This window comes from Pseudosulfitobacter sp. DSM 107133, from assembly GCF_022788695.1.
Taxonomy (GTDB): Bacteria; Pseudomonadota; Alphaproteobacteria; order Rhodobacterales; family Rhodobacteraceae; genus Pseudosulfitobacter.
In genome coordinates this window covers 544,655-560,449 of sequence record NZ_CP085154.1, presented here as the reverse complement: position 1 = coordinate 560,449, position 15,795 = coordinate 544,655, and the positions used below count along the sequence as shown (strand labels likewise).

Annotated in this window: 15 protein-coding genes; 11 read left to right on the top strand and 4 right to left on the bottom strand. The window is 61.1% G+C overall.

The features are described 5' to 3' along the window. Nucleotides 1–89: 89 nt before the first annotated feature. Nucleotides 90–2,507: a mechanosensitive ion channel family protein gene (locus DSM107133_RS02695; RefSeq protein ID WP_114292370.1), complete on the bottom strand. Its 2,418-nt coding sequence runs from the start codon at nt 2,505–2,507 to the stop codon at nt 90–92. 169 nt (nt 2,508–2,676) lie between these two features. On the opposite strand from DSM107133_RS02695, the gene DSM107133_RS02690 reads away from it, so the two are divergent. The 11 genes from DSM107133_RS02690 to DSM107133_RS02640 all read left to right on the top strand — a co-directional run bounded on the left by DSM107133_RS02690 (nt 2,677) and on the right by DSM107133_RS02640 (nt 12,533). Continuing rightward, the gene (locus tag DSM107133_RS02690; RefSeq protein WP_114292369.1) at nt 2,677–3,957 is read left to right on the top strand and encodes a nucleotide sugar dehydrogenase; all 1,281 of its coding nucleotides are present in this window, start codon (nt 2,677–2,679) and stop codon (nt 3,955–3,957) included. A 23-nt stretch (nt 3,958–3,980) separates the two neighbouring features. After that, nucleotides 3,981–5,216, top strand: a complete 1,236-nt coding sequence (locus DSM107133_RS02685) for a glycosyltransferase (RefSeq protein WP_240310434.1) — start codon at nt 3,981–3,983, stop codon at nt 5,214–5,216. After that, nucleotides 5,213–6,457 (top strand): glycosyltransferase family 4 protein, encoded by a 1,245-nt coding sequence (locus DSM107133_RS02680; protein ID WP_114292368.1) that lies wholly within the window; start codon nt 5,213–5,215, stop codon nt 6,455–6,457. The genes DSM107133_RS02685 and DSM107133_RS02680 overlap by 4 nt, the downstream gene beginning before the upstream one ends. Further along, on the top strand, nt 6,454–7,518 hold the full coding sequence (locus tag DSM107133_RS02675) for a glycosyltransferase family 4 protein (RefSeq protein WP_345889583.1): 1,065 nt from the start codon (nt 6,454–6,456) through the stop codon (nt 7,516–7,518). Before DSM107133_RS02680 ends, DSM107133_RS02675 begins: the two co-directional genes overlap by 4 nt. Beyond that, nucleotides 7,515–8,096, top strand: a complete 582-nt coding sequence (locus DSM107133_RS02670; RefSeq protein WP_114292367.1) for a histidine phosphatase family protein — start codon at nt 7,515–7,517, stop codon at nt 8,094–8,096. Before DSM107133_RS02675 ends, DSM107133_RS02670 begins: the two co-directional genes overlap by 4 nt. After that, the gene (locus DSM107133_RS02665; protein WP_114292366.1) at nt 8,093–9,226 is read left to right on the top strand and encodes a glycosyltransferase; all 1,134 of its coding nucleotides are present in this window, start codon (nt 8,093–8,095) and stop codon (nt 9,224–9,226) included. Before DSM107133_RS02670 ends, DSM107133_RS02665 begins: the two co-directional genes overlap by 4 nt. Next, a complete protein-coding gene (locus DSM107133_RS02660; RefSeq protein ID WP_114292365.1) occupies nt 9,216–9,935 on the top strand; it encodes a polysaccharide deacetylase family protein in 720 nt (239 codons plus the stop codon). The genes DSM107133_RS02665 and DSM107133_RS02660 overlap by 11 nt, the downstream gene beginning before the upstream one ends. After that, the gene (locus tag DSM107133_RS02655; RefSeq protein ID WP_114292364.1) at nt 9,932–10,411 is read left to right on the top strand and encodes a class I SAM-dependent methyltransferase; all 480 of its coding nucleotides are present in this window, start codon (nt 9,932–9,934) and stop codon (nt 10,409–10,411) included. Before DSM107133_RS02660 ends, DSM107133_RS02655 begins: the two co-directional genes overlap by 4 nt. A gap of 68 nt (nt 10,412–10,479) precedes the next feature. Beyond that, nucleotides 10,480–11,034 carry a PA14 domain-containing protein gene (locus tag DSM107133_RS02650; protein ID WP_114292363.1) on the top strand — a complete coding sequence of 185 codons (555 nt, stop codon included), beginning with the start codon at nt 10,480–10,482 and terminating at the stop codon, nt 11,032–11,034. A 190-nt stretch (nt 11,035–11,224) separates the two neighbouring features. Next, complete coding sequence (locus DSM107133_RS02645) at nt 11,225–11,578, top strand: hypothetical protein (protein ID WP_114292362.1); 354 nt, start codon at nt 11,225–11,227, stop codon at nt 11,576–11,578. Between the two features lie 178 nt (nt 11,579–11,756). Continuing rightward, the gene (locus tag DSM107133_RS02640) at nt 11,757–12,533 is read left to right on the top strand and encodes a hypothetical protein (RefSeq protein ID WP_114292361.1); all 777 of its coding nucleotides are present in this window, start codon (nt 11,757–11,759) and stop codon (nt 12,531–12,533) included. A 134-nt stretch (nt 12,534–12,667) separates the two neighbouring features. Here DSM107133_RS02640 and lepA read toward each other — a convergent pair whose 3' ends face one another. From lepA to DSM107133_RS02625, 3 genes are all read right to left on the bottom strand, one after another. Further along, nucleotides 12,668–14,464 carry a translation elongation factor 4 gene (gene lepA, locus DSM107133_RS02635; protein WP_114292360.1) on the bottom strand — a complete coding sequence of 599 codons (1,797 nt, stop codon included), beginning with the start codon at nt 14,462–14,464 and terminating at the stop codon, nt 12,668–12,670. A 293-nt stretch (nt 14,465–14,757) separates the two neighbouring features. Next, nucleotides 14,758–15,312, bottom strand: coding sequence for a GNAT family N-acetyltransferase (locus tag DSM107133_RS02630; protein ID WP_114292359.1), 555 nt, complete (start codon nt 15,310–15,312; stop codon nt 14,758–14,760). A gap of 7 nt (nt 15,313–15,319) precedes the next feature. Continuing rightward, a complete protein-coding gene (locus DSM107133_RS02625) occupies nt 15,320–15,625 on the bottom strand; it encodes a DUF1778 domain-containing protein (protein WP_114292358.1) in 306 nt (101 codons plus the stop codon). Nucleotides 15,626–15,795: the final 170 nt, after the last annotated feature.

Here is a 15,795-nt window from a genome sequence, read left to right as displayed (position 1 = left end):
TGCTTTCGCAGCCGCATACATCACAAATGTTACCCCTGCACAAAGGGCGGCCCCGTGCGCAGGGGGGCCAGCCGCCCAAAGGGGCTGGCCTATCTGTCATCACCTGTCTCCTGGGCCGCGTCGTGGATATCTTCCTCGATCACGGACTGGGCGGCGGCGGTCACCGCATCGCGCTGTTCCTGGTCCAGTTCCGACACTTTGCCATCCGCCAGACGCACTGTGACCTCGCGGTGGGCAAAATGGATGCCTTCGCGCTCGAACAACGCGCGGATTTCCTCGTAGACCTTTTTGCGCACCAGCCATTGATCGCCCGGTTTGGTCATGAACTTGACCCGGATGATCATGGCGCTGTCTTCCATCTGGATCACCCCCTGTGACTTCAGCGGCTGGATGAAGTTTTCGCCGATCACCGGATCGTCCAGCAGTTCGACGCCCAGTTTCTTGATCAGCTTGCGCACCTTCTCCACGTCGGTGTCATAAGTCACGCGCAGGGGCAGCTTCATGATCACCCAGTCGCGCGAATAGTTGGTCATCACCTGTATCTCGCCAAAGGGCATTGTGTGCAGCGCACCCAGATGGTGACGCAGCTGGAACGACCGCACGCTGATCTTTTCAACCGTGCCCTTGACCCCGCCCACGTCGATGTATTCGCCCTTGCGAAACGCATCGTCGAACAGAAAGAACGCGCCCGAAAACACATCGCGCACCAGCGATTGACTGCCAAAGCCGATGGCAACTCCGACAAAACCCGCACCGGCAAACAGCGGGCCGACGTTCACGCCAACCTCAAGCAGGATAATCAGGATGATCGTCACCACCACCACGATCAGCATCACGTTGCGAAACAGCGGCAGCAAGGTCGCCAGACGGCTGGCGCTGCTGGCACCGCCGCCTTCGTCACCCAGTTCCGCCTCCATCACGTCGCCCTGTTCATCGGCAATCTTGCGGTCGATCCAGATGCGGAACACATGATAGACAATGTAGCCGATGAAAATGATTACCATGATGTCCAGCAGCGACTGGCCCAGAATGTTGCCCTCGACCATGTCGGCAGAGCGGCCCCAGATCACCAAAAGCGCATAGGTGCCCGCGACAAAGGCCAGAATGCCCGACACCCGCCGCGCAAGCTGTTCATAGGTGAACATGACATGGCGTGGCATATACTGCGGCTCGGCCGGTTCATCACCGGCATCACCCCCCTCTGTTTCGCCCCCCTCGGTTGCGCCAGCGCCTTGCGCATCCTCATGCGCGTTTTCGGCCTGCGCGTTCATCAGCTCGATCTGGCGGGCGCGTTCGAAATAGGATTCGATCACATAGTTGATGACCCCGTAGACAACCAGAATGGTCAGAAGCACGCCATAAGCGCCAGCGATCAGCGGAATCGACGTGGGCGTTTCCAGCACCAGATCAAAGGCCAGCTCAAACCAGCCAAAGATGACATAGACAATCATCACCGGCAGCCACCACACCGACACCGCCCGCAAGATCCAGGTAACCTCGGCCTTGGTTCGCCCGTTGCGGATGGCGTTGGAAATCGCCTTTCTGTTGACCACCAACAGCAGGATATTCAACAGCGCCATCGTCAGGCTGAGAAGACCGAAGACAATCGCATAGACGTTGTAGTTCAGCCCGAAATCTTCCAGCCATGTGGCAAATATGACAACGCAGATATCCAGCGACCCAACATAAAACGCCCAGCGGTACAGCCATTTGGCGTCGCGGTCGGACAGACGCGGAATCCGGTACTGCGCAAGGAACGGCGACAGCACCATGCGCCACACGTCCCCCACTGTGCGGCAGGCAAAAAACGCGGCATTGATGGCCAGAATGGTGAATTGCACAGAGGTGTCTGTCACCGGCGGAAAGAACAGCTTGCCCAGGATATAGGCAATGCCCAGCGCAATCAGCGTGCTGACGATGCCCACAAAAAAACGGAACACCAGAAACGGCATTTTCTCGCGATAGCCTTGCGGGTCATCCAGAATGCGACCCGTCACATAGCCTTTGAAAACATAGGGGCCCAGCCCGAGCCGCATTACCAGACCACCGATCAAGATCAACAAGGCGCTGAAAAACAACGTCTCGACATAGGTCATGATGCGCCCGTCGGGGCTGGTGGCGCGCAGAATATAGCGGACCTCGTTCAGCGAATCCGGCAGCGCATCCAGCCGCTCGCGTAGCGTGCTGCGAAATTCGTCACCGCGCTTTTTCGCCTTCATCAGCGTAGACCCCTGCATACCCGCAGGCACCGGTTCGGTGGCAGGCTCTTCGGGTGCGGGGGGTGTGATCACCTTGCCGTCGGCATCCACGACAATCACGCTCAACCCCGCCTCGCGGGCCTTGCGCAGGGTTTCGGCCAGCGCATCGGTGGCAGCCCCGGTCGCGGGCGTCGCTTCGGACGCGGGGTCATCGGCGGCGGGTGAAAACAGACTTTGGGACAGCGCGGGCAGCGGCGCGGCCCCGACGGTCAGCAGCACACAAAGCCACAAGCACAAGATCAACCGCATTACGTCGCCTTTTCGTCATTTTGTTAACGTTCACGCTAGCCGAGGCGTCCATTCATTGCAATTCGCACGCACAGGCCCCAATTGTGGGCACTGGTGATTTGAACACCACAGATTTTGCGGCACCGCCCCTGTAGGGGACGCAGAGATGCCAAAGACCAAAGGACAGACCATGACAGACGCCACCCAGACCGGACCTATTGCCATTCTCGGACTTGGTTATGTCGGCCTGCCGCTGGCGTTGGCGCTGGCGCGTGCGGGGTTCGACGTGCTGGGGCTGGACACCGACCCGGACATGGTCGCCGCCCTCAGCGCGGGCCACGACCCCAACGGCGAGGTCGCCGATGCGTCGCTGGCGCACACCACGGCACGGTTCAGCGCCGATGCCGCCGACCTGAAAGGTGCGCGCAATTTCATCATCGCGGTGCCGACCCCGATCACCGATGCGAAAACCCCCGACCTTGGTCCCGTGCTGGGCGCTTGTGCCACCATCGCGCCGCATCTGACCGATGGCGCGCTGGTGGTGCTGGAAAGCACCGTCTACCCCGGCGTCACCGAAGAGGTTTGCGGCCCCGCCCTGGCGGCGGGCAGCGGTCTGGCGGTCGGCACACAGATCAAGCTGGGCTATTCCCCCGAACGCGTGAACCCCGGTGATGCCGAACATTCGATGGAAAACGTGGTCAAGATCATTGCCGCACAGGACGCCGAAACACTGGACCGTCTGGACGTGATCTATGGCCCCGTGGTCAAGGCCGGGCTGCACCGCGCGTCCTCCATCGCCACCGCCGAGGCTGCCAAGGTGATCGAGAACACCCAGCGCGACCTGAACATCGCGCTGGTCAACGAATTCGCGCTGATCTTCAACCGGCTGGGTCTGGACACGCTGGAAGTGCTGGAGGCGGCCGGCACCAAGTGGAACTTTTTGCCCTTCCGTCCCGGACTGGTGGGCGGGCACTGTATCGGGGTCGATCCCTATTACCTGACCTACAAGGCGCAGCAGGTCGGCTATCACCCCGAGGTGATCCTTGCCGGCCGGCGCATCAACGACCACATGGGCGCGCATGTGGCGCAGACGCTGATCAAGACGATGCTGGGCCGTGGCCACCGCGTGCAGGGCGCGCGGGTTCTGATCATGGGGTATACGTTCAAGGAAAACTGCGCCGACACCCGCAACACCCGTGTGGCCGACATCGTGGCCGAGTTGCAGGACTATTCGGTGCAGGTGGACGTACACGAACCCTGGGTCGACGGCGACGTGATGCGCGCCCGCCACGGGATCGAAACCGTCGCCGCCCCCGAGAAAGGTGCCTATGATGCGGTCATTGTGGCCGTCGGACACCGCGAGTTTGTCGAATTGGGCGCAGATGGCATCCGCGCCTTTGGCAAACCGGGTGCGTTGGTCTATGACATAAAAGGGGTGTTTGGCCGGACCGGAAGCGACTTGCGCCTGTAGCAACAAAAGATCAAAGGTGTCTCATGATGGCGCACGACACGACACTGCCTCCGGCAACCAACCGTTCCCCCGACCGCCCGCGGCGTATCGTTCTTTACAGCCACGATACCTTCGGGCTGGGCCACCTGCGCCGGTCACGCGCGCTGGCCGCGGCGCTGACGCAGGCCAATCCCGATGCATCCGCGATCATCCTGACCGGTTCGCCGGTGGCAGGGCGCTTTACCTTTCCCGAGCGGGTCGACCACATCCGCCTTCCCGGCGTGACCAAGCTGGCCGACGGCTCCTATGTCAGCCAGACGCTGGGGCTGGACATCGACGAGACGACAAACCTGCGCGCCGCGCTGATCCGGTCGGCCATCGAACAATATGACCCCGACCTGCTGATCGTCGACAAGGAACCCACCGGCTTTCGCGGTGAACTGCTGCCGACGCTGGAGCTGATCCAGAAAACCGGCCACACGCGCACCGTTCTGGGCCTGCGCGATGTGCTGGACGAACCCGAAGTGCTGGCCGCCGAATGGGACCGCAAGGGTGCGCTGGATGCGGCCGAGCGGTTCTATGACGAGGTCTGGGTTTACGGCGTGCGCTCGGTCTATGACCCGACCGAAGGGCTGGTATTGTCCGACGACCTGCGGTCGCGCATGTACTGGACCGGCTATCTGCGCCGTGACGGTGTCGAGTCGGACGAGGTGCCCGAGGACCCCTATGTGCTGATTACCCCCGGCGGGGGCGGCGACGGGGCGGCGATGGTCAACCTTGTGCTGGCCGCCTATGAACAGGACCCGACGCTGGCACCGCCCGCAATGCTGGTTTACGGGCCGTTCCTGTCTGGCGAAGTGCGTGAGGATTTCGAGGCACGGGTCAACAAGCTGGGGGACCGCGTGACCGCCCTGGGCTTTGACAGTCGCATCGAGGCGCTGTTTGCCAAGGCCGAGGGCGTCGTCTGCATGGGCGGCTACAACACCTTTTGCGAGGTGCTGTCCTTTGACAAACGCGCGGTGATCGTGCCGCGCACGGTGCCGCGTCTGGAACAGTGGATCCGCGCCAGCCGCGCCGAAGAGCTGGGCCTTGTCCGTATGCTGGACGAAAGCCGCGACGGCATGACCACCCAGTCGATGATCGACGCCATCCGTGCGCTGCCAACTCAGGGCAAGCCGTCGGACGCAGGCGCCGACGGGCTGCTGGACGGGCTGGACTGCGTCAATCAACGCGCCCACATTCTGATGTCGCGCGCCTACAGCCGGTCTGCCGCCGAATGACCCCCGCGCCTGCCCGCCTTGCGGTGGTGGTCAAAGGCTGGCCCCGCCTGTCCGAGACGTTTATCGCGCAGGAACTGGTGGCGCTTGAAGCCAATGGGCTGACGCTGGACATCTGGTCGCTGCGCCACCCAACCGACACCAAAACCCACCCGCTGCACGACCGTTTCAGCGGGCCGGTGCGCTATCTGCCGGAATACCTGCGCGATGAACCTGCCCGCGTGGTGCGCGCAGTGTGGCACGCCCGCAGCCTGCCGGGATGGCGCGCAGCATGGGCCGCCTTTCGCGCCGATTACAAACGCGACCGCACCCGCAACCGCATCCGCCGCTTTGGTCAGGCCTGTGTGATGGCCCGCGAACTGCCCTCTGACACGCAAGCACTGTACGCGCATTTCCTGCACACGCCCGCATCCGTCACCCGCTATGCCGCCATCCTGCGCGGACTGCCGTGGAGCTTTTCGGCCCATGCCAAGGACATCTGGACCTCGCCCGAATGGGACCTGCGCGACAAGCTGTCGCCCGCCACCCACGGTGCGGCCTTTGGTGCCACCTGCACTGCCTTTGGCGCGGACCACCTGAACAGCCTGTCGGCGGGCACCCCTGTCGATCTGGTCTATCACGGGCTGGATCTGAACCGCTTTCCCCCTGCCCCCGACCGCACGCCGCGCGCGCCAGATGCACCGCTGCGCATGATGAGCGTCGGACGGCTGGTCGAGAAAAAGGGCTTTGACCGGCTGATCGCGGCGCTGGCACTGCTGCCGGACGGGATGCAATGGCACTGGACCCACATTGGCGGCGGTGACCTCAAAGACGTGATGCGCGCACAGGCCGAGGCCGCAGGCGTGGCCGACCGGATTACGTGGCGCGGGGCCTGCGACCAGCCCGAGGTGATCGCCGCCATGCGCGAGGCCGACCTGTTCGTGCTGCCCAGCCGCGTGGCCGAGGACGGCGACCGCGACGGGCTGCCCAATGTGCTGATGGAGGCGGCCAGTCAAAAGCTGCCGATCCTGTCGACGCCCGTGTCGGCCATCCCCGAGTTCATCACCGACGGCACCCACGGCATCCTGAGCGATGACGCACCGCAGGCGCTGGCCGATGCGATGCAGCGCGTGGCAAACGATCCCGCGCTGGGGCCGCAAATGGCCGGGGCAGCCCATGCGCGTCTGCACGCCGAATTCACCATGCAACCCGGCATTGACCATCTGGCGAAACGTCTGAACGCACTGCTGTCGGGGGCGGCGTGAGCGTCGCGTTCTATGCGCCGCTCAAGGCACCGGATCATCCCGTGCCGTCGGGGGATCGCGCGATGGCAAGGGCATTGATCGCAGCACTTGAGACAGGTGGATACGCCCCCCAATTGGCATCCGGCCTGCGCATCTATGACGGGCGCGGCGATGCCGGATTGCAGGCCGATCTGATGGGCAAGGCGCAGATGGAAACTGATCGCCTGCTGGGGTCGCAAGAGGCTGCGGGCTGGACCCACTGGCTGACCTATCACAACTATTACAAGGCCCCTGACCTGATTGGCCCTGCGGTCTGTCGCAGCCTTGGCATCCCTTATTTACAAGTGGAATCAACCCGCGCACGCAAGCGGCTGACCGGCCCCTGGGCGGGTTTTGCCGCCGCGTCCGAGGCCGCCTGCGACGCCGCCGACGCTGTGCTGTACCTGACCAAACGCGACAGCGAGGCGTTGCGCCGCGATGCACCCGAAGGACAGCGGCTGATCCACCTGCACCCGTTTCTGGCCCGTCCCGACCTGCCACCGCAATCAGACCTGTCGGGCCCGATTCTGACGGTGGCCATGATGCGCCATGGCGACAAGCTGGCCAGTTACCGGTTGATCGCCGAGACGCTGCGGCTGCTCACATCCGACTGGCATCTGGACATCGTCGGCGACGGCCCTGCGCGCGATGAGGTGGCGGCGCTGATGGCGCCCTTTGGCGACCGCGTGCACCTGCGCGGGATGCAGACCGGTGCCGCGCTGGATGCCTTTTATGCAGAGGCGTCCTTGCTGCTGTGGCCCGGCGTCAACGAAGCCTTTGGCCTGACCTATCTGGAAGCACAGGCCGCCGGCATCCCCGTTGTCGCGCAGGACCGCGACGGCGTGCGCGACGTGGTTGTGGGCGTGCATCCCGCGCCCGAGGACGGACCCGAGGCGCTGGCCCGCAACATCGACGCCCTGCTGGCCGACCCTGTTGCCCGCGCCGCCGCCGGAGCCACCGCCCGTGCGCAAGTGGCCGCACACCACCTCCTGCCCGCGGCCACCCGCACATTGACCCAAGCATTACAGGACTGCGCCAGATGATCCGCCTTGCCCTCTTGCGCCACGGCCACACCGCATGGAACCGCGCCCACCGCATTCAGGGGCGCACCGATATTCCGCTGGACGATCAGGCAGTTGCGGACCTGAGCGCACTGCGCCTGCCTGCCCCGTGGGACGGCGCACAGCTGTGGTCCAGCCCGTTGCAACGGGCCGCCCAAACCGCCGAGTTGGTTGCAGGGCGTCCGCCGTTGACCGATCCGGCGCTGATGGAAATGGACTGGGGCGATTGGGAGGGCCGGCACGGCAGCGCGTTGCGCGCCGATCCGGCCAGTGGGTTTCGGGACATTGAGCACTGGGGCTGGGACTATGCCCCGCCCGGCGGCGAAAGCCCTGCCACCATGCGCGCGCGGCTGATCCCCTGGGCCAACGCGCTGACCCGCGACAGCGTGGCCGTATGCCACATCGGTGTGATGCGCGTGTTGCTGGCCCATGCGACAGGCTGGGATTTCGCCGGCCCCGCCCCCTTTGCCGTAAAACGCAATCGCTTGTTTATCATGGATATTTCCGAAAACGGCTGGTCCTTCGACGCAGCACCCGTCCGGTTGGAGTCACGCACATGAAGGTGATGATCGTTGTCACGCATCTGTTGGGCACCGGCCACCTGACCCGCGCCCTGACGCTGGGCCGCGCCTTTGCTGCGGCGGGTGACCATGTGGTGCTGGTCAGCGGCGGCGTGCCTGTCGGGCATCTGGATTTTGACGGCATCGAACTGGTGCAACTGCCGCCGCTTAGATCCGATGGCGTCGACTTTGGCCGCGTGCTGCAAGCCAATGGGGTGGAGGCCGGTGTAGTGTATCTGGAGACCCGGAAACAGGCGCTGCTGAACGCCTTTGCCGATGCCCGTCCCGATCTGTTGATCACCGAGCTTTTCCCCTTTGGCCGCCGCATCCTGCGTGCCGAATTCACGGCCCTGCTGCAAGCCGCCCAAGCCGCCGACGTGCCGGTGCTGTCATCAATCCGCGACATCCTTGCGCCACCGTCGAAACCGTCCAAGGCAGCGTTGGCCGAGGAGCTGGTCGCCACCTATTACAGCGGCATTCTTGTGCATTCCGTCGAAGAAATCACCCCGCTCGAGCTCAGCTGGCCGGTTTCGGACAGCTTGCGAAAACGCTTGTTTTACACGGGGTTCGTGGCCCCTGCCGCCCCGCAGCCGCACCCTGGCGGGCTGGGGTCCGGCGAGGTTTTGGTCAGCGCAGGCGGCGGCAGCGTGGGCGATGGCCTGTTCGAAACGGCACTGGCCGCCGCGGCCCTTGACGCGGGCCGCAAATGGCGCCTGCTGGTCGGGGGCAGCGCATCCCGCGCCGCTGTCTTGCGTGCCAAAGCGCCCCCGAACTGCACCGTCGACGCCGCCCGCCCGGACTTTCGCCAGATGCTGCGGAGGGCGACCGCTTCGGTGTCGATGTGCGGTTATAATACCGCGCTGGATGCGCTGCAAACCGGCGTGCGGGCGGTCTTTGTACCCTTTGACGCGGGCGACGAGGTTGAGCAGGGATTGCGGGCAGATGCGCTGGCGGTACAGCCCGGCATCGCTGTCCTGCGTGCGGCTGAGTTATCCCCGCAGACCCTGTTGCACGCGTTACAGGACATCCAGGCCGCAGCGCCCCGCGCACCTTTGCGCGAGGGTGTGGCAGGCGCCGCGGAAACCGTGCGGATCGCCCATCAGATCGTGGAGACCCGCCATGCAGGCTGACTGGACCCCGCTGCGTCGGGCCTTGCGGGACAGACAGGATGTGCGGTTCTGGTGGCGCGATGATGATGCGGTTGCCCCGACGCCTGAACTGGAGCGGCTGGAGGCCATCGCGCGCGCTGTGGACATGCCCGTGCATATCGCGGTGATCCCCGCTGGGGCCACGCCACAATTGGCTGAAATATCAACAACTTCTCCCTATCTTGTGCCGCTTGTGCATGGCTGGTCCCATGTCGACAGATCCGCCCCCGAAGCCAAGAAATCCGAGTTCGAACGTGACCGCCCCGAAGCCCCCGCCGAGACCGCGCGCGGGTTTGCACGGATGCGGGACTTGTTCGGCCCTGCGCTGGTGCCGATGTTCGTGCCGCCGTGGAACCGGATCAGCGCGCGACTGGTCGCGCAACTGGCCGCACAGGGTTATCGCGGGCTGTCAACCTTTGGCACCCGCGCGGCACAAACCACCCATGGGCTGACCGTGATCAACACCCATGTCGACCCGATTTTCTGGCGCGGAAACAGAGGCTTGTCCGACACCGGCTGGATCATCGACACCGCTGTACGCCACCTGCGTTCCGGCAGTTCGGAACCGCTGGGCCTGTTGACGCACCATCTGGTTCACACGCCGGAAGTTTGGACATTTACCTCCCGCTTCCTGACCGAAATGCAGGATGGCGGCGCACAACCTTTTGACATCCGTGGAGCCCTGATATGAGCCGCCTTGAATCCTTTCGCCGCCGCCTGTCTGCACAGATCGACGGGCTGAACTGGGCCATCGAGCAAGCTTGTGAAATAAAGGGAGATTTTCTTGATCTTGGACTGGGAAACGGACGCAGCTATGATCATTTGCGCTGCTATTCCAGCCGCCGTATCTGGGTGGTGGACCGGATGCTGCAATGCCATCCGGATTGCGTGCCCCCAAAGCAGGATTTCCTGCAAGGCGAGGCCGACGACATGCTGGACAAGCTCGCGGCCAGGGGTGGGCGCATCGCATTGGCCCATTACGATTTAGGATTTGGTAACAATGAGTTAGACAAATCCGAAGCCGCGCGTCTGTCACCTTTCATTGCCAGCGTCATGGTGCCGGACGGGGTGATCCTGTCGTCGCAACCGCTGGTCGGCTTTACCCAGATCGCAGGCCCCGACACCATCGCGCCCGACAGGTATATGTTCTACCGGATGCCAGGGTGAAGAATTGATTTGCACCCCTGCGGCAAGTGCTTAAGCTAAAGCCGAATTCGCGCGCGAGGGACCGCAAAATGAAACTTATTTTATCAATATTAACAATGGCTTGCCTGTCACTTCCCGCATGGGCCGCACCGCTGGAACTGACGCCTGCAAACCCGCAGCCCAGCGGGTTGAGCGCGGGGTTGGCGGTGCGTTATGCCTATCCGCCCGACGTCAAGACGCTGGCGCAGGCCAAGAAATTCCTGGCCGACGCACAGCCCGGCGCTCCGCTGGAGGGGCTGGATTACCGCGACACGGATGATGGTGACATGACCCTGACATCCACCCGCGCGCACCATGTTGTTGCGGGCATTTCCGGCTATGTCCGTTTTGACGAAGCCGGAAGCTATACCATTGATTTCCTTAGCAATGACGGGCTGCAAGCCAGCATCGGCGGGCAGGAAGTTGTGTTCTTTGACGGGCGCCACCCGTGCGAGGAATCCGAGGCTGTCGAGGTGAATGTCCCGCAGGCCGGATGGTATGAAATCAAGGCGCTGTACTTTCAACGCGTCGGGTCTGCGTGCCTGCATATGCGGGCCGGCCAGACCGAGATGGAATGGATGGAAAACGCGGCCTTCGGACACTGATTTAACGGGGCGCACGGTGGGTTAACCGCGTGCTGGGCGCAGCGCTGTAGGCTGGATTGCGTACATATTCGCCCCGTTTGCGTACAGGACAGCGCGCCGCCAGACCGCCGGTTCCGGCCCGTTTTGGCGGTGTCGTACATATTCGGGGCAAATGCGTACCAAACGCAACAGGCCCGAGAGGTGCGACATTATGCTACCGGCAATTCACCAGGTTTCTTTTTCAGATTTCCGCGCAAACACCGGCCCGCTGCTGCGGTTCGTGACCCACGAGAACGGCAACCTGTGGCTGACCCGCTACCGCCGCCCGGTCTGCGCGGTGATCTCGATGCGCGACGCCCATGTGCTGGGATCGGTGCAGGGGCGGGACGTGAACCAGATCCTGCACCAGTTGCAGGTCGAGGCCAACCGCAAGGTCGCGGCGGCACGGCTGGACAAGGCCTTTGACCGGATGGAGCTGCGTCCCGAGGAGTGGAGCTTGCCGATCATGGAAAAGGCTTACGGGCGGGAGAACCGGTTTGACGAGAAGTGGCCGAAGGAGGGGTGAGGTCCGTCTCCTATCAGGATCGTCGCGCCCGGACCGAGGGGCTGGTGCGAAGCGCCCGCCCCGTGGGGGCGGTTCGGGCGCTGCCAAACCCCTTGGGGGTTTGGCATTTGGGGGATAGCAATTCCACGTTCGGAATATCTAGCTAATACTCTAACTTACAAGGACATAACCAGTTAAGATGCGTAACGCGGCATCGGAAGGCCAAAGATATATGCACCGCAAAGCATCTGACATCCAGTCATACAATGACCTTATGCTAGCTTATCAAGAGCTTCTCAATCTAGGCTACGATTCGCTAATACATAAAAATACTGACGCCGAAGTAAAATTCGCCGTTGAAGCTATGGCCCTTAAGGCAGGACTGTCACTTTCGGCAATAATTCAGCTTGGGACCGTTTATAATGAACTCAATGTGTCCTATCAAATGCTTTCAAGATATCCGTGGCACGGAACCAGAATATCAAAAATTGAGCATCTTGAGCTAACTTGGTTTTTGTTTCAAAATTTGTGCTATAAATTTAAAGAGAAGGTGAAGCTGTGCTTTAATTCTCAAAAATTAGCTTGCGCGTCGCTGAAGTTGGAGCAACCGAATTGGATTAAAGACGAGTTGAGGATTATTGAACGTAAATTTAGCAAAGAAATACAAGACCGTGGAAATTCCGTTCATAGCTGGACAGTGAGAGATCCGAGTCTTGAGGTTCTAGCAACCGCCTCTTTTCTTGATGAAATTAGGTTGATGGGTGTAGAATTTGAAATTCCAACAGGTTTAGAAGACGTAGATAAACACTACCGAAGATCGAAAGAATTTTTGAAGTGGCGCGCCTCTTCTAGCATAAAAGTAGCTGAGAGCACTCTAATAAATATATTGGAGAAAAAAAGTGTAAAGCCGATTGATGTGGTGCTACGATTGAAACAGCTTATTAGCGCAGCAAACAATGGCGAATTCAGAAAGTAATTTAGTAGCTTTAAATACTCACCTCGACAATTGATTTCCTAAAAGAAGAAACTTACCACCACACAACCGTGTGGGGCCGCGCCCCGCTGCGCGGGACTCTCACCCCACCGGCCTTTTTCAGCGCCGAAAATGGATTAAGAATCCATTTTCAGTGCGCTAATGAAAGCTTCTTGCGGAATATCCACCTTACCAAACTGGCGCATCTTCTTTTTCCCCGCCTTCTGCTTGTCCAGCAGCTTGCGTTTGCGCGTGGCGTCGCCGCCGTAGCATTTGGCCGTCACGTCCTTGCGCATGGCCGACAGGGTCTCGCGGGCGATGACCTTGCCGCCGATGGCCGCCTGGATCGGGATCTTGAACATGTGGCGCGGGATCAGGTCCTTGAGCTTTTCGACCATGGCGCGGCCCCGCATTTCGGCGCGGTCGCGGTGGACCATCATCGACAGGGCGTCGACGGGTTCGTCGTTCACCAGCACCGACATTTTCACCAGGTTATCGGTTTGGTAACCCGTCAGCTGGTAGTCAAAGGAGGCATAGCCCTTGGTCACCGATTTCAGGCGGTCGTAGAAGTCGAAGACAACCTCGTTCAGCGGCAGGTCATAGACGACCATGGCGCGGCTGCCCGCATAGGTCAGGTCCTGTTGCACGCCACGACGGTCCTGGCAGAGTTTCAGCACGTCCCCGAGGTAGTCGTCGGGGACAAGGATGGTCGCCTTGATCCGCGGCTCTTCCAGGTGGTCGACCACGCTGAGGTCGGGCATGTCGGCGGGGTTGTGCAGTTCCTGCATGGACCCGTCGCGCATATAGACGTGGTAGACGACCGAGGGGGCCGTGGTGATCAGCTCGATGTCATATTCGCGCTCGATCCGGTCGCGGATGACCTCGAGGTGCAGCAGGCCAAGGAAACCGCAGCGGAAGCCAAAGCCGAGGGCTGCGGAGGTTTCCATCTCGAAGCTGAACGAGGCGTCATTCAGGGCCAGTTTGTCGATGGCGTCGCGCAGGTCCTCGAATTCCGAGGAGTCGACGGGGAAGAGGCCACAGAAGACCACCGGCTGTGCGGGTTTGAAGCCGGGCAGCGGGGTCACGGTTTTCTTGTCGTGGGTCACGGTGTCCCCGACGCGGGTGTCGCGGACCTGTTTGATGGAGGCGGTCAGAAAGCCGATCTCGCCGGGGCCGAGGCTGTCGATGACCTGCATCTGCGGGCGGAACACGCCGATGCGGTCGACGTGGTGCACGGTGCCGTTGGAGACGAATTTGATACGGTCGCCCTTTTTCAGGCGGCCGTCGATGATGCGCACGAGGACGATGACGCCGAGGTAGCTGTCGTACCAGCTGTCGACCAGCATCGCCTTGAGGTCGGCGTTTTCCTCACCCTTGGGCGCGGGCAGGTGGTGCACGATCGCCTCGAGGGTTTCGTGGATACCGATGCCGGTCTTGGCCGACACGCGGATGGCGCCGGAGGCGTCGATGCCGATCACGTCCTCGATCTGTTCGGCCACGCGGTCGCAGTCGGCGGCGGGCAGGTCGATCTTGTTCAGGATCGGCACGATGTCGTGGTCGGCGTCGATGGCCTGATAGACGTTGGCGAGGGTCTGGGCCTCGACGCCCTGGGTGGAGTCGACGACCAGAAGCGAGCCTTCGACCGCGCGCATGGAGCGGGAGACCTCGTAGGCGAAATCGACGTGGCCGGGGGTGTCGATCAGGTTCAGCACATAGGCCTCGCCGTTGTCGGCGACATAGTCGATGCGCACGGTGTTGGCCTTGATGGTGATGCCGCGTTCGCGTTCGATGTCCATGGCGTCAAGCATCTGCGCCTTCATGTCCCGGTCGGCAACCGTATTGGTCGACTGGATCAGACGGTCTGCGAGCGTGGATTTCCCGTGGTCGATGTGCGCGACGATGGAAAAATTGCGGATATGTGAAAGCGGTGTCATGGGCTGGATATGTAGGGGATTTGGGGCTTGGTCAAGTGAGCATGGAGGGGGCGGTGGATTGTTGTGTGCGGTGGGTTTGGGGGGACACGGGGGATGGGGTGGTTTGGGGGTGGTGGTTGGGCCGGAGCCGACCCTAGTGGCTTTGATCTCTCACGACAGATCCCAGCCCGGAGGGGGCATCTGAAATTGTGCTTTGAAGCTTCAGGTTCGCTTGACTTTACCAAGATCTGACGAGCGAAGAACGCCGCCAAAGAAATGCTAGCTAGGAAGCAGTTTCAGCTTAGCGCCAAGAGTTAGACACCGAGCAATTGTCGAACGGTGGCAAGTGGCAGGAACATTCTGAGGTCTTCGGAAGGGAGGGGCTGGAAACCATATTTCTCATATGTCTGCTTACGCTGTTCAACGGCTTTTGGATCGCCACAATCCAGGACATCCAGCAATACTACAGCAACGCCGAACCGCTCTGCACCCAGCGCAATGCGTTTGAGCGCATCTGCCAGAAGGACAGCGCCCATTCCCTTCCCTTTGCAGGTGATATCACGCCCCATCATTGAGATGTAGACTGCTGGGATGGATCCGTGAGCAGGGGCACCGCGCATATATTTTTTTGGTAGATCTTCGTAATATACGGAATGCGCATTGGTGGCGTAAAAGCCTTCGACCTTCGTCTTGTCGTCAGCAGATACCTTTACATATGTGCGGACATTGTCGGCTTTGGACAGTTTGTTGGCTGTTTTTTTGAAATAATTGTCGACCTGCTCAACACCACAAGAAAAAGCCGCTCGATCATGCTTGTGGGGATCGAACGGCTCTGTGACGAACTGCGTTGTCGTCGCGCTTTCATTCATTAAGTGCCTACCGTTTTAGCTCATCTGTGTGCTGCGCAAACGCTGCTTTCAGAGCATCGGTCGGTTCTGGCGGGTTGTCCAGTGCGGCAAAAAACATTTCATGGTCGACATCCTTCAGGAAGGTGTTCTCATGGGTATTGATTACTTTAAGCGCACGGTCATATGCAGCAGACATTGTGAACGTAGAATCATCCACTCCGGAAAGCGCGGCTGCCTTCTGGATTGTCGCTTTGATGCGAGCCTTGGTGCGGAAGTTCATCCGTGCATCTGCACGGCCTTCTGCTTCCAGCGTACGATCAACAAATGTCAACATAATCGCCTCCTGTGACGCATTGAATCTTGAATCTTGAATCTTGAATCTTGAATCTTTATGTACGTCAACTTAACGCACAGGTCAAGTCTTCAGGGAAATTTCTATGTTTGGCAACTAGGGCCTATCGATAATTATGTTTCAGCCCGCGAAATACTCCTCGTAGCAGTACC

Excerpts from the sequence above, each read along its gene's own strand:
- DSM107133_RS02680 (WP_114292368.1), top strand. The coding sequence starts at position 5,213 with ATGACCCCCGCGCCTGCCCGCCTTGCGGTGGTGGTCAAAGGCTGGCCC.
- DSM107133_RS02690 (WP_114292369.1), top strand. The coding sequence starts at position 2,677 with ATGACAGACGCCACCCAGACCGGACCTATTGCCATTCTCGGACTTGGT.
- DSM107133_RS02660 (WP_114292365.1), top strand. The coding sequence starts at position 9,216 with ATGCAGGCTGACTGGACCCCGCTGCGTCGGGCCTTGCGGGACAGACAG.
- DSM107133_RS02665 (WP_114292366.1), top strand. The coding sequence starts at position 8,093 with ATGAAGGTGATGATCGTTGTCACGCATCTGTTGGGCACCGGCCACCTG.
- lepA (WP_114292360.1), bottom strand. The coding sequence starts at position 14,464 with ATGACACCGCTTTCACATATCCGCAATTTTTCCATCGTCGCGCACATC.
- DSM107133_RS02695 (WP_114292370.1), bottom strand. The coding sequence starts at position 2,507 with ATGCGGTTGATCTTGTGCTTGTGGCTTTGTGTGCTGCTGACCGTCGGG.
- DSM107133_RS02685 (WP_240310434.1), top strand. The coding sequence starts at position 3,981 with ATGATGGCGCACGACACGACACTGCCTCCGGCAACCAACCGTTCCCCC.
- DSM107133_RS02650 (WP_114292363.1), top strand. The coding sequence starts at position 10,480 with ATGAAACTTATTTTATCAATATTAACAATGGCTTGCCTGTCACTTCCC.
- DSM107133_RS02645 (WP_114292362.1), top strand. The coding sequence starts at position 11,225 with ATGCTACCGGCAATTCACCAGGTTTCTTTTTCAGATTTCCGCGCAAAC.
- DSM107133_RS02640 (WP_114292361.1), top strand. The coding sequence starts at position 11,757 with ATGCGTAACGCGGCATCGGAAGGCCAAAGATATATGCACCGCAAAGCA.
- DSM107133_RS02670 (WP_114292367.1), top strand. The coding sequence starts at position 7,515 with ATGATCCGCCTTGCCCTCTTGCGCCACGGCCACACCGCATGGAACCGC.
- DSM107133_RS02625 (WP_114292358.1), bottom strand. The coding sequence starts at position 15,625 with ATGTTGACATTTGTTGATCGTACGCTGGAAGCAGAAGGCCGTGCAGAT.
- DSM107133_RS02655 (WP_114292364.1), top strand. The coding sequence starts at position 9,932 with ATGAGCCGCCTTGAATCCTTTCGCCGCCGCCTGTCTGCACAGATCGAC.
- DSM107133_RS02630 (WP_114292359.1), bottom strand. The coding sequence starts at position 15,312 with ATGAATGAAAGCGCGACGACAACGCAGTTCGTCACAGAGCCGTTCGAT.